The organism is Sporosarcina sp. ANT_H38, from assembly GCF_008369195.1.
Taxonomy (GTDB): Bacteria; Bacillota; Bacilli; order Bacillales_A; family Planococcaceae; genus Sporosarcina.
This window is the reverse complement of record NZ_VOBC01000001.1, coordinates 1781645-1798066: the sequence shown is the minus strand read 5'-3', so window position 1 is coordinate 1798066 and position 16422 is coordinate 1781645. Positions and strand designations below refer to the sequence as shown.

General features: G+C 39.4%; 14 protein-coding genes. 9 read left to right on the top strand and 5 right to left on the bottom strand.

Annotation, left to right across the window (positions count from 1 at the left end; translation table 11 throughout):
* The first annotated feature begins 31 nt into the window (after positions 1-31).
* The 4 genes from opp3C (at position 32) to FQ087_RS08535 (ending at position 4654) form a co-directional block, all read left to right on the top strand.
* Positions 32-1048: an oligopeptide ABC transporter permease gene (opp3C, locus tag FQ087_RS08550; protein ID WP_149580815.1), complete on the top strand. Its 1017-nt coding sequence runs from the start codon at positions 32-34 to the stop codon at positions 1046-1048.
* Between the two features lie 14 nt (positions 1049-1062).
* Positions 1063-2082, top strand: coding sequence for an ABC transporter ATP-binding protein (locus tag FQ087_RS08545; RefSeq protein ID WP_149580037.1), 1020 nt, complete (start codon positions 1063-1065; stop codon positions 2080-2082).
* Positions 2082-3101 (top strand): ABC transporter ATP-binding protein, encoded by a 1020-nt coding sequence (locus FQ087_RS08540; RefSeq protein ID WP_149580036.1) that lies wholly within the window; start codon positions 2082-2084, stop codon positions 3099-3101. The genes FQ087_RS08545 and FQ087_RS08540 overlap by 1 nt, the downstream gene beginning before the upstream one ends.
* A 254-nt stretch (positions 3102-3355) precedes the next feature.
* Positions 3356-4654: a serine hydrolase domain-containing protein gene (locus FQ087_RS08535; protein ID WP_255452184.1), complete on the top strand. Its 1299-nt coding sequence runs from the start codon at positions 3356-3358 to the stop codon at positions 4652-4654.
* Positions 4655-4901: 247 nt separating this feature from the next.
* Here the strand turns inward: FQ087_RS08535 and nagE are convergent, their stop codons facing one another.
* From nagE to FQ087_RS08515, 4 genes are all read right to left on the bottom strand, one after another.
* A complete protein-coding gene (nagE, locus tag FQ087_RS08530) occupies positions 4902-6353 on the bottom strand; it encodes an N-acetylglucosamine-specific PTS transporter subunit IIBC (protein ID WP_149580034.1) in 1452 nt (483 codons plus the stop codon).
* Positions 6354-6429: 76 nt separating this feature from the next.
* Entirely contained in the window at positions 6430-7248 is an 819-nt protein-coding gene (locus FQ087_RS08525) for a PRD domain-containing protein (RefSeq protein WP_149580033.1), read from the bottom strand.
* A 40-nt stretch (positions 7249-7288) separates the two neighbouring features.
* A complete protein-coding gene (locus tag FQ087_RS08520; protein ID WP_149580032.1) occupies positions 7289-7771 on the bottom strand; it encodes a PTS sugar transporter subunit IIA in 483 nt (160 codons plus the stop codon).
* A gap of 702 nt (positions 7772-8473) precedes the next feature.
* Positions 8474-8995 (bottom strand): GNAT family N-acetyltransferase, encoded by a 522-nt coding sequence (locus tag FQ087_RS08515; RefSeq protein ID WP_149580031.1) that lies wholly within the window; start codon positions 8993-8995, stop codon positions 8474-8476.
* Positions 8996-9850: 855 nt separating this feature from the next.
* Between FQ087_RS08515 and FQ087_RS08510 the strand changes: the two genes are divergently transcribed.
* The 5 genes from FQ087_RS08510 (at position 9851) to hpaB (ending at position 16198) form a co-directional block, all read left to right on the top strand.
* On the top strand, positions 9851-11491 hold the full coding sequence (locus FQ087_RS08510; protein WP_149580030.1) for a glycerol-3-phosphate dehydrogenase/oxidase: 1641 nt from the start codon (positions 9851-9853) through the stop codon (positions 11489-11491).
* A 45-nt stretch (positions 11492-11536) separates the two neighbouring features.
* Positions 11537-12097: a glycerol-3-phosphate responsive antiterminator gene (locus FQ087_RS08505; RefSeq protein ID WP_304624720.1), complete on the top strand. Its 561-nt coding sequence runs from the start codon at positions 11537-11539 to the stop codon at positions 12095-12097.
* A 164-nt stretch (positions 12098-12261) separates the two neighbouring features.
* Positions 12262-13071: an MIP/aquaporin family protein gene (locus tag FQ087_RS08500; protein WP_149580028.1), complete on the top strand. Its 810-nt coding sequence runs from the start codon at positions 12262-12264 to the stop codon at positions 13069-13071.
* Positions 13072-13142: 71 nt separating this feature from the next.
* On the top strand, positions 13143-14636 hold the full coding sequence (glpK, locus tag FQ087_RS08495; RefSeq protein WP_149580027.1) for a glycerol kinase GlpK: 1494 nt from the start codon (positions 13143-13145) through the stop codon (positions 14634-14636).
* A gap of 128 nt (positions 14637-14764) precedes the next feature.
* Entirely contained in the window at positions 14765-16198 is a 1434-nt protein-coding gene (hpaB, locus tag FQ087_RS08490) for a 4-hydroxyphenylacetate 3-monooxygenase, oxygenase component (protein WP_149580026.1), read from the top strand.
* Positions 16199-16225: 27 nt separating this feature from the next.
* On the opposite strand, the gene FQ087_RS22970 is transcribed toward hpaB, so the two are convergent.
* Entirely contained in the window at positions 16226-16357 is a 132-nt protein-coding gene (locus FQ087_RS22970; RefSeq protein ID WP_255452183.1) for a hypothetical protein, read from the bottom strand.
* Positions 16358-16422: the final 65 nt, after the last annotated feature.

Sequence of the window (16422 nt, the reverse complement as noted above, 5' to 3'; positions counted from 1 at the left end):
CGGGAAAGATTCGGTCAATAATAGCGAGTCTATGGTTAATTCAAATGAGAATAGAGATGGAATCACTGCAGATCTATTCTTCCCTGCACCGTTAGATCCAACAGCGCAGGAAGATCTCAACGCGCCATCAGTCTCATTTTGGCAAGAAGCATTCCACCGGTTATTTAAAAATAAGGGAGCAGTTATTTCCCTGGTTTTACTTATATTATTAATTATTGTGGCCCTGATAGGTCCTTTAATGAATGAGCATACGTACCGAAGCCAAAATTTAGTTCACTCAAATTTACCAGCAAAGGTCCCCGGACTTGAGTGGCTTGGTTTTGATGGAACAGATATAAAAGGTGTAGATGTTTATGAAGAAAGAAATATAGAAACAAATTACTGGTTCGGGACAGATGAATTTGGCCGTGATCTATGGACAAGGGTGTGGAAAGGAACACAAATTTCACTTTTCATTGCGCTTGTTGCTGCAACTTTAGATTTGATTATTGGCGTTGTTTATGGAGGTATTTCTTCCTTCTATGGAGGTAAAGTCGACAATGTTATGCAACGGATAATTGAAATTTTGATGGGGATTCCGAATTTGATTATCATTATCCTTTTCATTCTCATTCTCGAACCGGGTATTACTTCCATCATTTTAGCGATGGTTATAACCGGTTGGGTAGGAATGGCACGTGTTGTACGTGGACAAATCTTGCAGTTGAAAAGCCAAGAATTTGTCCTTGCTTCCCAAACGCTTGGTGCATCAAATTCAAGATTGATTTGGAGGCATTTGTTACCGAACGTAATGGGGCCGATTATCGTTACCATCATGTTTACAATTCCTACAGCCATATTCTTCGAAGCCTTTTTGAGTTTCATAGGCTTAGGATTACAAGCGCCACAAGCGTCTCTTGGTGTGTTAATTGAAGATGGCTATAAATCTATGAGGTATTTCGCATACAAGCTTCTTTTCCCTGCACTTGTAATAAGCACGATTATGATTTGCTTCAATCTACTCGCTGATGGATTACGTGATGCGTTAGATCCGAAAATGAGAAAATAGGGGGTGGGTCATTTATGAACGAAGAAATATTGTCAGTCGACAACTTACACATTTCCTTCCAGACCCGATCCGGTGCGGTTAAGGCGGTAAGAGGTGTAAATTTCAAGTTGAACAAAGGTGAAACGTTGGCAATTGTTGGTGAATCAGGCTCCGGGAAATCTGTTACCGCAAAATCAATTATGCGTCTTTTACCTAAGCATAATACCTTAATTCCACAGGGGGATATTACTTATGAAGGACGTGACCTCTTAAAACTATCGTTAAGTGAGATGCAGAAGGTAAGAGGTTCAGAAATATCAATGGTGTTTCAAGACCCAATGACTTCCTTGAATCCAACAATGAAAATCGGGAAACAAATCATGGAGGGCCTCATAAAACATCAGAAGATGACAAAGAAAGAGGCGAAACAAAGAGCATTACAAATGCTTAAAATGGTTGGTATACCAAATGCTGAAGAACGTCTAGATGGATATCCACATCAGTTTTCAGGTGGAATGAGGCAGCGCGTTGTCATTGCAATGGCGCTTGCTTGTAACCCGAAAGTGTTAATAGCTGACGAGCCGACAACAGCTCTTGATGTTACAATTCAAGCGCAAATCCTGCGGTTGATGAAGGACTTGCAAGAAAAAATGGATACGGCAATTGTTCTAATTACGCATGATCTTGGCGTTGTCGCAAACATGGCTAATCGAGTCGCGGTCATGTATGCGGGTGAAATCGTTGAGCAAGGGACACTAGATGAAATTTTTTATAAACCACAGCATCCATATACGTTAGGGCTCCTTCATTCCATGCCTAACTTAAATGCCAGTCGATCAGAACCACTTATTCCTATTCCGGGATCACCACCTGACTTAGCAACACTTGGTACAGGTTGTCCATTTGCTGCCCGTTGTCCGTATACGATGATGGTATGTCATGACTTCCATCCAGAAACAACACAGATTGGTGAAAGTCACTCTGTCTCATGTTGGTTGCAAGATGTGCGAACACCGGCTGATCATGTCCCGGAAAAAGTGAGGAGTGCAAAATAATGAACACGAATGAAGATTTATTAGTCGTTACAGAATTGAAGAAACACTTTAAGCTAAACAAGAATAGTACATTGAAAGCGGTTGATGGAATTAGTTTTACGATAAAAAAGGGGGAGACGCTCGGTCTTGTTGGTGAGTCGGGATGTGGGAAATCGACAGTTGGAAGAACCATTACTCAAATTTATGAGCCCTCAAGTGGTGAAATTCTTTTTGCTAATGAGGTAGTCCATTCAAAACGCAGCAAACAGGAGCAAAAAATGAAGAAGCGTAATATGCAAATGATTTTCCAAGATCCCTATTCTTCATTGAATCCTCGTATGACTGTTATGGAAATCATTTCAGAGGGGCTAGTCATTCATTCAGCCGAATTAGCATCGGAAGAACGGGAAGTGAAAGTGAATGAACTATTAGAGCTCGTCGGCTTGAACAAAAAACATTCGCAAAGGTATCCCCATGAATTTAGCGGAGGCCAAAGACAACGAATTGGTATTGCACGCGCATTGGCGGTTGAGCCGGAATTTATTGTAGCAGACGAGCCAATCGCCGCTCTTGATGTATCGATACAGGCCCAAATCGTCAACTTATTGAAGAAGCTCCAAAAAGAAAAAGGGCTTACTTTTCTATTTATAGCGCATGACTTATCGATGGTGAAATACATAAGTGACCGGATTGCAGTTATGTATTTAGGGAAAATTGTTGAGTTAACTGAAAGTGAAACGCTTTACGAGAAACCACTGCATCCTTATTCTGAGGCATTACTTTCAGCAATCCCATTGCCCGATCCGAACTTGGAACGCTCTAGAAAACAAATTATCCTGAAAGGCGACGTCCCTAGCCCAATCGACATTCCAAGTGGATGCAGATTCCGGACAAGATGTCCGAAAGCGATGAAAGTTTGTGCAGAAATCGAACCAGTTTTTATGGAAGTAGAGAAAGGTCACTTCGTTGCATGCCATTTGCATGATGAAAAAGTGATGTCCAGACAAGATGCAGTTCAAGTAGATATGGAGTTGTCCTGATAAGTTAGGGGCAACTTTTTTGTTTGATAAAGATCGCTAAAGGTAACGTTTTCAGCTAGCTTAATTCCTATTTATATGCTGATCAAATGAGTACTTATATAAACTAAGCGAAGGCAGCCCCTAGCGCCGCATCGGATTCAATGAAATTCACTATTTCAACCTATATAGTATGCTTATTTATAACACAATCATTTTAAGTAAAATAATACCTATCTGCTAAAAAAATCAATAGACTAATGAAAGGATTGTTGCAATTGATTCTGTGGGAACCATTTGAAAAGTTTATAGAAGAAGTAATGGAAAAAGAACAAATACCGGGTGTTGCAGTTGCACTTTCGAAAAACGGACAAACAATTTATGAGCGAGGGTTTGGAACCAGGAATGTTGAAACGAATGAGCCAGTCACTCCGCAAACGATTTTCGGAATCGCATCAATTACAAAATCTTTTACAGCACTTGCTATTATGAAACTGGTAGAAGAAGGGCTTATAAAAGTCGAGGACGCAGTTACCTTGCATCTTCCTGGATTTCAATTAGTCGATTACGCCAATATAGAGGATATAAAAATATGGCACCTTCTTTCTCACACAACAGGTCTTGCAACAATGGAGAGAAGGGAACAACTCACGAAATTTGATGAACATCTTCACTATTTAAACGAAAAAGCATGGGCTTGGTTAGGGAAGCCCGGGGAATATATGTGTTATAACAACGATATGTTTCTCTTACTTGGTGCCATTATTGAAAAAATAACAGGTGAAAATTATCAAACGTATATCAATAAACAAATAATAACCCCCTTACAAATGACGAGGACGACCTATAATATTCTAGAATTACAAAGTTTCGATAATGTCTCAACACCATATGTGCTGGAAAACGACAAGCCAGTATCATGTCCATGGCCGACGTTAGGGAATTATGCTGTCGGGGGCGGTATTCGGTCGACTGTAGTTGATTTGTTGAAATACGGAAACACATATGTGGATGTCCTTGAAAGAACTATTGTCACTAAAGCGTATACTGCGCAAATGGCGCAACCCGTTCATCAAACGGATAGAAAAAGTTTTTATGGATTTGCACTTCAAACGACTCCGGACTACTCGGGAGTGACATTAGTCGAACATGGCGGGGGACAACCAGGTGTATCCTCTAGATTTGGTTTCATTCCCGAAGAGGGGATTGTTGCCGTTGTTCTAACGAATATGAGCGGTGTAAGTGCCGATGCAATTTGGCTTGCTGCTATGAATACCGCATTAGGTATACCAATCGACCAAAAGAGGAGTACAGAGCCTCAATTTGAAATGAATGAAGAACAAAAACAGCGTGTACTTGGGACATATTTATCAGCTGAGGGGTCCCGAGTGGATATTTCCTTAGAAGATCAATCCGTCATGGCAACTATTGATAATATAACTTACACACTTCGAGCAAGTGACGAGACAACTCTTGTTATAATGCCACTTGAGAAGCCGATACGGTTCTTTATGGATGAAAAGAATGAAGCGTGGGCACTATTTATAAGGCTAAGAATGCTGGTGAAAAGTAGGTAAATAATCACGAGTATTTATAATTGGAGATTTCATTAAATCCGCTTCGGCTACCCCTAATAAGGCGCCTACGCTCAATTTATGCAGGTATATATATATTCAACATTAAGAGAAGTTATGAATTAACCAGTCAGAAAATAGATACAATCATTTACGCAAAATTGCTAGTATATAAACGAAGTACTAAAAATAGAAATACAAAAAAGACCGGGTCTGCAGAGACCCGGTCCATTTTTAATCATTGGTTATTTTATTTGCGGATTTTTTCGATTTCATCTGCAACAAACTGTACACTTGTTCCAACAATAACTTGGATACTTTGTGGACCCACCACATTTATCCCGGGTACACCTGTATCTTTAATTTTCTTTTGATTGACCGCATTCATATCTTTTACTTCTACGCGTAAGCGTGTTGCACAGTAGTCAACGGAAGTTATATTAGCGTCTCCGCCTAAACCTTCAAAAATCGAAGCTGCCATGCCTGAAAATTTATTACCTGTAGTGCTTGCTACTCCGTTTGCGTCTTCATCTGCTACATCCTCATCTTCTTCTCTACCTGGTGTTTTCAAGTTAAATTTGACGATTAAGAAACGGAATAGGAAGTAGTAAATAACAGCAAACACGAGTCCTTGAACGATTAACATATAGGGTTGGTTAGCAAGTGGTAATCTGAAACTCAAGACGAAATCGACAAAACCAGCGCTAAATCCAAATCCTGCCGTCCAGTGGAACGTAGCGGCGATAAACAAAGATAATCCTGTTAAAGCAGCATGCACAACATAAAGAGCTGGTGCTAGGAACATAAATGCAAATTCAAGTGGTTCAGTAACACCTGTAAAGAATGAAGCGAAACCTGCCGCCATCATCAGAGAGGCTGCTTGTTTTTTTCTTTTTGTTTTAGCTGTATGATACATTGCAAGTGCTGCGGCTGGTAAGCCAAACATCATAATTGGGAAGAAACCAGCTTGATACATACCGGTAATACCTTTCGTACCTGTACCAGCCCAGAAGTTACTTATGTCATTAATACCAGCAACGTCAAACCAGAATACGGAGTTCAATGCATGGTGTAGTCCAGTAGGGATCAATAGACGGTTAAAGAATCCGTATAATCCTGCACCAGTAGCACCTAATCCACTAATACCTTCACCAAAAGAAACTAATGCAGTAAAAATAACAGGCCAGATAAAGAATAATGCCGCTGAAGCAACTAGCATAGTAGCAGCTGTCATAATGGGTACTAAACGTTTTCCACTAAAGAACGCCAACGCAGTCGGTAATTGTACATGACTAAATCGATTGTACATCACTGCTGCGATGATACCTGAAATAATTCCAATAAATTGGTTTGCAATTTTTTCGAAAGCAGGGTTTACATTTGCAACATCAATACTTAGTAGCATAGCTACCGTATCGGTTGATAATAATGTTGTAACAATTAAGAAACCGACTAATCCACTTAGTGCAGCGGAGCCATCCTTATCTTTGGACATGCCTAACGCTACTCCGACGGCAAACAGTATAGACATATTATCAATAATCGAAGACCCAGCTTTGATTAAGAAAGCGGCTAATACGTTTCCTGAACCCCAACCCTCAGGATCAATCCAATACCCAATCCCCATTAAAATTGCCGCAGCAGGTAATACAGCTACAGGTAACATCAAAGAACGACCTAGCTTTTGAAGGTATTTCATCATGTAAAACTCACCCCTATTCATAGTTTTTTAGATAGTTTGTTCGGAAGAATATATATGATGACGATTCATGTTGTCTTTAATGCTTTCTTAATCGTTCAATATGAAGTGCGATATAGCCCAACTCTTGTTCATGCAGTTCGACAGCGTGTAATATAACTAATTCCTTTGCAACCTCGGTTGCACAATTATACGAAAGAGGAAACTTCTTTTTAATCATGACCAACATTTCCTCATCCATCGTGTGAAGCCCATACTGATTCATTCTTGTTAAGGCGGAGCGAAGATGCGTAATCAGGCGGTGATATGAAATGTCGTCCTCTTCAATCGTAATCATTAAGTGCTCCTTGATTGTTTGGACCATATCTCTTATAATCGCCGTTTGTCTCACCGTTTGATGTAAATCACCTCCTTGCGGTTTCATGGTATGGATATGAAGAGCGATATAAGCAGCTTCGTCTTCGGGCATTTCAACTTGACATTTTTCTTTTATATGTTGGATTGCCCAAAGCCCGATTTCAAATTCTCTTCTATATAGTATTTTAATTTCATGCAATAACTTATTATTTAAATGGATACCATCTCTTATTCTTTCAATTGCAAATGACAGATGATCAGTAAGGACGATGTGAATATGCTCATTTAACTTTGTGCCCATATACGCTTCTGCATAGGTAATGATTTCTTCGGAGATGGTAAAATGCTCTTCCGGAATTCGGCTCAAAAGTTGCTGTAGCTTGTCATTTTCCCTCATAACAAAAATCTTTTCTATTCTTTGGATATTCACGATATCATTTCTTTTTTTATTAAAAGCAATCCCGGCGCCAATAGCAATTTTCTCATGCTTGCCATCTAGTACGACTACAGCATTGTTATTGAGAATTTTTGTTATTTTCATCAAAAGTCACCGCCTTCTTTTCACTGGATATAACGGAGCATCACTTAGGCGAGACGGTCATTAACACTGTTTCTCCCATGATGCCTTCTTTTGTAACTTCACATTGTACATTTCGTTCCGCACTATTTGTAATCACAATGGGTGTTATAATGCTTTTGGCGTGTTCGCGAATATAATCCCAATCTACTTCAATGAGTGATTGGCCGACGGAAACTTTGTCGCCTGCTTTGACTAGTACTGTAAAGCCTTTTCCTTTTAATGAAACCGTTTCCAAACCGACGTGAATAAGGATTTCAGTTCCATCATTTGAACGAAGACCAATTGCATGTTTTGTATCAGATACTAAGACGATAGTTCCTTCTATAGGCGCATGGATATTTCCTTGCTCCGGCATAATAGCGATGCCTTCACCCAACATTTTTTGGCTAAAGACAGGGTCTGGAACTTGGTCAAGCGGGATGATTTCTCCGTTTACAGGTGCGTAGATTTGTAATTTACGTTTCTTAAATAAACTTGATAGCATGTCTGAGAACTCCTTTATTGTCTGCGATTTATAGCTCGTATACCTATTTATATTGCACAACCACAACGAGCAGAACAAGAAAAGGCATGGGGTAAAAGAGAAGATTTCGAAAAATCTTCTAAGTTTACCACCATGCCTGATCGTGTCAGTAACATGTGATGCATTATTAAACTTCTATTCGGATAATAACATTGAATCTATTGAAATGCAATAGAAAAATGAACTTTTTTTACAATGTTGAAAGCCTATCGGGATTTTTGTGAAAACTGAGCTGTGGATAAATCTTTTGTTGGTCTGTAAGACAATCGAGGTGTTAGAACACGTTTCGGTTTTTTAGCGAAAGTGGTAGAGGTTATCGGGGTATGCCTGCAGGCCTAAGAATTATGATGAACCTTTAGGTGTTGGTTTGGAATAAAGTTTGATTTAAAATATCCCCGAAATCCATAGTTCAAGTTAATTGATAAGAACTCGTTTTGAAAAATGATTGTTCAAAACGGGTTAATTCTTCGTGAAATACTATGCGATTTTTATAATAAAATTTGATCATTTTCTACCTAGTAATTCTAAAACAATCGCGCCCGATTGTGGTATAAATATTATATCTTGCTAAGACAGAGTTAATAAAATCGGTTTTTTTTTTTTGGATATTTGTGTTTATTAGGGGGCAAGATATTGATAGCTTACATTTCTTTCAGAGAAATCCTATTCTACCAATAATTCCGTTATTTTTCCATCTAGTTTTTTAATCGCCAACATCGAATTATCCTGAATGATTCCTGTATCTACGAAACCGAATGAAGCGTATAAAGTTTTAGCTATGACATTACTTGTTCGATAAAAGAGGGATACATATTCTGCTTCTCCATCTGGCGTAGTTTCAATATCCATCAACATTTTTTCAAAAGCAAGTTTGCCATATCCTTTCCCCTGGTAACTCTTTTCAATCATAATATGCCAAATAAAATAGCTCTTCTTCCCGTAAAAAACTTCATTTTCAAATGATTTATGATCCAACGTATCATAAATATACATCAAAAATCCAACCGCAACTTCATCGGCATAAATGGCGAAGGGAGTTGCTGGTATACCGTCTGCGTTCAACATATGTGCGTCTGCAAAGCTTCTGAGGTTAGTAGTTTCTATTAAGTCTTCCTGGTTTTCTTCAACTTCAAGTGCTATTACTTCATCTATGTTATCCCCAGTTATCTTTCTTAATTCAATCATTTTTTTTATCTCCTCTCCTAAGACAAACCACTTCCACACATGGCCAAAAACATTCCAAATATCATTTCCGTAATTCTCGAAATAGGGTACACAAAATATTCACCAATGCTAACTCTTTTTCCCCTGTGATTTCTAAACCTTGGTCCGCAAAATGGCCCGTTTGTTGAATTATCATAATCCATCTTGTCAATGCAATTGTATCAAACCTTTTTACAAATTATCGGACTTTATTACAAATAATCAATCTTTATTTTAAATCTACATTAGGCAGTATATGTACAGTTACTGTTGGTTGGTTTTGGACTGAACGCCTACCACACTTTTTTCGGTATTTCTTACTGCGTAGTTATTTCGATAATCGTACGGTGGTCGTTCGTCCGTAGCCTTTCCGTTATAGTAATGTAAGTAGACGACGGATAGATAGTCGCAACAGGATTACCGAGGAGGAATGAACTGCAATTACTCCCCAAAGTATGTGTCTGGAAGTGACGAAGTGTCTGAAAGGTAGTGCATTTCCCATCCATAAATTGAAAGCATCCACCCTTTGTTATGCGTGTCCCTCGCAGTAGTTTCTAAAGTGTATGTATGCTTTTCTTCTATATAATAGGGAAACACGTAAAGTTTAGGGATCAAAGTCGTTTTTTTAGGTAATTCTAGAATAATGACCCTGGCTAAAAGGTTATTGGTTGAAACAAACTATTTTGAAATTCATGGAATATATGATAAGCTAGAAATAAGTTAATATATTGGGTTTGAGTTAAAGAGAGACCCCAGGGAATTGTTGCCTAGCGCAACTTATTTCTTGGGGTCTCTTTTCACTTATTAAATTCCATAATTTAGAAGGAGACGAGATAAATGACAAACTTTTCATCACTAGAACGGGAAAAAGCATTCGACAAATTAGCGACAGAGGAATTTGATTTACTCATTATTGGAGGCGGAATTTCAGGAGCTGGAATTGCGCTAGACGCCACAGCACGTGGATTGAAAACAGCGCTTGTCGAGATGCAGGACTTTGCTTCTGGTACTTCAAGCCGTTCGACAAAACTTGTTCATGGCGGATTACGGTATTTAAAACAATTTCAAATCAAAGAAGTAGCAGACCTTGGAAAAGAGCGAGCAATCGTCTATGAAAACGGACCACATGTTACGACACCAGAATGGATGGTCCTTCCTTTTCATAAAGGAGGAACATTTGGTAAATATTCTACTTCCCTTGGTTTGAAAGTATATGACTTTCTTGCAGGCGTTAAGAAATCGGAAAGAAGAACGATGTTGACGAAAGAAGAAACACTTCAGAAAGCACCGCTTGTGAAACAAGAAGGATTATTAGGCGGCGGCATTTATGTCGAATACCGTACGGATGATGCTCGACTGACAATCGAAGTTATGAAAGCAGCCGCTGAAAAAGGGGCTACCCTCATAAACTACGCGAAGGCAGAGGACTTTATTTACAATCAAGAAAAAATTGCAGGTGTGCAAGTGGTAGATACATTAACAAATAAAAAAGTGGTTATTAAGGCGAAAAAAGTTGTTAATGCTGCAGGACCATGGGTAGACGATGTGAAGGGGATTGAAGGCAAGACAAAAGGAAAACACTTAATTTTATCAAAAGGCGTGCATCTTGTATTCGACCAAAAAGACTTCCCGTTGCACCAAGCAGTTTATTTCGACACGCCCGATAAACGCATGATTTTTGCGGTACCTCGTGATGGAAAAGCTTATGTGGGAACAACGGATACATTCTACGAAGGAGATCCGAAAGTAATGCAGATTACGGAAGAGGATCGCTCTTATATCTTAAATGCCATTCAATACATGTTCCCAAGTCTTAAATTGACAGCAGAAAACGTCGAGTCGAGTTGGGCAGGTGTCAGACCACTCATCCATGAAGAAGGTAAAAGCCCATCTGAAGTTTCAAGAAAAGATGAAATTTGGGAATCAGAGAAGGGTCTCATTACAATTGCAGGTGGGAAATTGACAGGGTATCGTAAAATGGCGGAAACTGTAGTGGATAAAATTGTTGCTCAGCTTAGTCAAGCAGAAATACGTCATTTTAATGAGTGTGTGACGAAGAATTTACCAATCTCAGGTGGTGATATTGGTGGTTCATCCAACATGAATCGTTTTATGACTCAGGCAATTGAAAAAGGTGTATTAGCTGGATTTACAGAACGACAAAGCCGTCACTTGGCAACTCTTTATGGTACAAATGTGGACCAAGTATTTGCGATTCCATTTGAAGCACACACAGCAATTCCACGTATTCTCTATGTGAAATTACGCTACGCAATCGAATCTGAAATGGTTGCAAAACCAAACGATTTCTTTGTCCGTAGAACTGGGGATATGTTCTTCAATATTGACAACGTGAAAGCTGGGAAAAAAGATGTGCTAGATGAAATGGCATTCATTTTGGGATGGACAGATGTAGAGCGTCAACAATACGAAAAAGAATTGGTAGATGAGATAACAATCGCAACAACTGTGCTATAACATGCTATATTGGAGTCATTACGCATGAAAGGAGGGGGGCAAATGATGCCTTTTCACGATCAAAAGATTTTACCTGCCGCGCGAAGCTTAAAGCAGTTTGAACAATTGCTAAAAAGTCCATTTGAATATATTGTCCTTTTGGAAGTGCATGTGGGTAATCTTAAAACGCTCAAAACAGAAGCAGAGAAATATGGAAAAAAAGTTATCATTCATGCTGATTTGATTCAAGGGTTGAAAACGGATAATTTTGCTGCCGATTTTCTATGCAATGACATTAGACCAGCGGGTATTATTTCGACGAGGTCCAATATGATCATGAAAGCGAAAGCCAAAGGGATTATCGCTATTCAACGCATGTTTCTTTTAGATACAATCGCTTTGGAGAAAAGTTACTCCTTGATTGATCAGACAGTACCTGATTATATTGAGATGTTGCCGGGGGTAATACCAGAACTCATTAGCGAAGTATTTGAAAGAACTGGCATTCCAATTATTAATGGAGGCTTGATTCGAACGAAAAAACATGTTCAAGACGCATTGGATGCTGGTGCCGTCGCAGTCACGACCTCGGATCATGAATTGTGGGAGTCATTCACAAAAGGTTGATAGTGTTGACAGTCATTTTTTATAGGAATATACTAATAGCAAGTAAATAATAGTGGTTGAGCTAAGGAGTCCACGTTTGAACCCTGCGTAAAGTAGGGGTTTAAATGTGGACTTTTTCATGTTCAGATTCAACCTCGAAAAATAGAAATGAAGGTGGATTATAAATGACGCCCTTTATTGGAGAACTTGTTGGAACAATGATTTTAATTGTTTTCGGAGCTGGAGTCGTTGGTGGTGTGTTGATGAAAAAGTCGAAAGCACAAGACTCTGGATGGATTGTAATTACAGTTGGGTGGGGACTTGCGGTTGCGATGGGTGTCTACGCAGTTGGTGGTGCCAGTGGTGCACATTTGAATCCCGCGGTGACACTCGGAATGGCTTCCATTGGCAAATTTCCATGGGCAGACGTCCCTATGTATATGCTGGCACAAGTGCTTGGTGCGATTATTGGAGCTATAATTGTTTATTTCCATTACTTGCCTCACTGGAAGGAAACTGAAGACGAAGCGGCAAAGTTATCCGTATTTGCCACAATTCCTGCAATACGTCACCCACTCTCCAATTTAACAAGTGAAATAATTGGTACATTCGTTTTACTGCTTGGTTTACTATCAATCGGTGCAAATGAGTTTACGGAAGGCTTGAATCCATTAATTGTGGGAGCATTGATTGTTGCCATTGGTCTATCACTAGGCGGAACAACGGGCTATGCCATTAACCCGGCTCGTGATCTAGGACCGCGTATTGCCCATTTCTTTTTGCCGATTCCTGGGAAAGGGAAGTCGGATTGGAGCTACGCATGGATACCAATCGTAGGTCCGTTACTGGGCGGAACGTTTGGTGCACTGTTTTACCAACAAGTATTTGAAGGTGTTACAAGCATTGCATTTTGGATTGTAGGTGGTATTGTGTTAGCGGTATTGTTAGGTGCACAGTATTCACTAAGTAAAGAGTCGGTAAAAGACGCAAAATAAAGAGTTAGAGAATAACAAAGTAGCTACATACACTGTGTAATGAAAAAAATCACTATATGGGGGAATAAATAATGACTAAAAAATATATAATGTCTCTTGACCAAGGTACAACAAGTTCGCGAGCGATACTTTTCGATAAAAGCGGTAAAATATTTCACTCAGCTCAGCAAGAGTTTACACAATACTTTCCTGAATCTGGATGGGTCGAACATAATGCAGACGAAATTTGGAGCTCCATTTTAGCGGTTATAGCAGGCGTGTTGTCAGAAAAAAGTATTACAGCGGAACAAATCGAAGGAATTGGAATAACCAATCAGCGCGAAACAACAGTCGTGTGGGATAAACACACAGGGAAACCGATTTACAATGCAATCGTTTGGCAATCACGTCAAACTGCTGGAATTTGTCGAGAGTTGAAAGAAAGCGGTTACAGCGATCTGTTCCGAGATAAAACTGGTTTACTTATTGACGCCTATTTTTCAGGTACAAAAGTAAAATGGATTTTGGATAATGTAAAAGGAGCTAGAGAAAAAGCGGAACGTGGAGATCTTCTATTTGGAACAATTGATACATGGATTGTATGGAAACTATCTGGTGGGAAAAGGCATGTAACCGATTATTCCAATGCTTCGAGAACACTTATGTACAATATTCACGACTTAAGATGGGATGAGGAATTGCTCTCTATCTTAGGAGTACCTACGTCAATGCTGCCAGAAGTGCGCCCATCTTCTGAAGTTTATGCACATACGGAAAAAAGTCACTTCTTTGGTCATGCTGCTCCGATTGCTGGAATCGCTGGTGATCAACAAGCTGCATTGTTCGGACAAGCTTGTTTTGAAAGTGGCATGGTAAAAAACACATACGGCACTGGCTGCTTTATGTTGATGAATACAGGAGATAAAGCAGTAAAGTCTGAACATGGTCTATTGACAACCATTGCGTGGGGAATCGACGGGAAAGTAGAGTATGCACTCGAAGGTAGTATTTTCGTTGCAGGATCTGCAATTCAGTGGTTACGTGATGGACTTAGAATGTTCCGTAATTCATCTGAAAGTGAAGAATATGCTAAACGTGTCGAGTCAACAGAAGGGGTTTACGTTGTACCAGCATTTGTTGGTTTAGGCACACCTTACTGGGATAGCGATGTAAGAGGTGCTATTTTCGGATTGACACGTGGTACAGAGAAGGAACATCTTATTCGTGCAACACTGGAATCGCTTGCTTATCAAACTAAAGATGTACTTGATGCAATGGAAGCAGATTCTGAAATCTCTTTAAAAAAGTTACGTGTAGACGGTGGCGCAGTTGGAAATGATTTCCTTATGCAATTTCAAGCAGATTTATTAAATGTACCTGTAGAGCGTCCACTGGTTAGTGAAACAACCGCACTCGGGGCAGCTTACTTAGCAGGACTTGCTGTAGGGTTTTGGACTGATCGCTCAGAAATCTCGGCTCATTGGAATCTAGACCGACCTTTTGAACCGAAAATGGAGCAGCAACAACGAGAAGACTTATACGCTGGATGGCAAAAAGCGGTCAAAGCTGCGATTGCTTTTAAGTAAGAATTTCTGCTAATACGCATTGGCATGCATACGACCTTGTAACAATCGAAAGAAAATAATAATAGAATACAACTAAGGAAATAGATGGATGATGAATTAATCCGCTACTATTAGTTAGGAGTGTGTCTATGCCAGCGATTACAGGAAACGACTATATTGGCCGGATTGATCAGCTGCAAACGAATGTATGGATAGACGGTAATCTTGTGACAGGCAATATTTCTGAGCATCCAGCATTCAAAGGTGTCATGAAAAGTCAGGCAGCACTATATGATTTGCAGCATGATGCACTAGTAAAAGATAGTGTGACCTATCAATCGCCGTCAACTGGAGATCCAGTAGGTATGTCTTATTTACAGCCTACAACAAAAGATGATTTAGCTCAAAGGCGAGCAATGGTTCAGCAGTGGGCTAAATCGAATAATGGAATGATGGGAAGAAGTCCAGACTATATGAATACCGTATTAATGGCGCTTGCATCATCTGTAGGATTAATGAAAGGAAAAGAAAATTGTTTTCCAGAGAATATACTTGCGTTTTATGAATATGCACGTGAAAACGATTTGTCCATGACCCATACATTTATTGACCCACAAGTAAATCGAGCACAATTCTATTTTGAAGATTCAGATGAGCCGATTGCTGCGAAAGTGATGGAGAGAAATGAAGAGGGTATCATTATAAAAGGTGCACGGTTGCTGGCAACACAGGGTGGAATAACGGATGAAATCATGGTGATTGCTGCGGGCGGAGTTGATGAGAAAGAGCATGGATTTGCTTTTTCTATCCCTAGTAATAGTCAAGGTCTAAAGTTTGTCTGTAGAGAATCATTTGTCGGAGGCGACTCGACATTTAACTACCCATTAAGTTCGCGGTATGAGGAAATGGATACGATTGTTGTTTTCGACAATGTGTTGGTACCTTGGCAGCGTGTTTTTTACTATGACAACATAGAAGTAGCGAACAGTTTTGTGGCTTCTAGTTCTTTCTTGCCATTTACACTGCATCAAGTTGTTTCTAGACAAATTGTCAAAACGGAATTTGTTTTGGGAATAGTTCAGTCTATCATCGAAACCATTAATATTGGGGAATATCAGCATGTTCAAGAGAAGGCTTCTGAAATTATTGTCGCTTTAGAAACGATGAAAGCATTGGTCATGAAATCAGAAATTGAAGCGGAAATCGATGAATGGGGATTTATGCAACCCAATCGAACAACACTGCAAATCGCGATTAATATATTTCCACGGACTTATCCGAAATTTACTGAGATCATTCAGCTTTTGGGTGCAAGTGGATTGATGTCTATCCCTACAGAAAATGCATTTCAATCAAGTATTAGAAAAGATTTAGATCAATACTTACAAGCCAAATCCAAAAATGCCGAGGATCGTGTCAAAATTTTTCGTTTAGCATGGGATTTAACGATGAGCTCTTTTGGTACACGCGAAACGTTATATGAACGGTTTTTCTTCGGCGATCCAATTAAACTTTCCAGTCAATTGTATCGTTCCTATGATAAGGAACCGTATGTTAAGCGGGTGAAGGATATATTAGGGTAGTATCAGATGAAAATTGATTGTCTCTTTTTAGGAGACAATCAATTTTTTTATGGAGAAATAGGGTGTGGCGGTCATAACTTCATTCATGTCGAGCATAAGTCCTCTTAAGACGATCATAAAGTCAATCATGCCGAGCATAAGTCCTCTTAAGGCGAGCATAACTCCACCTAAGACGGTCATAATCCAGTTTTTTCTTTCGTTGTCCTTGTAAATGTTGGTAGTAT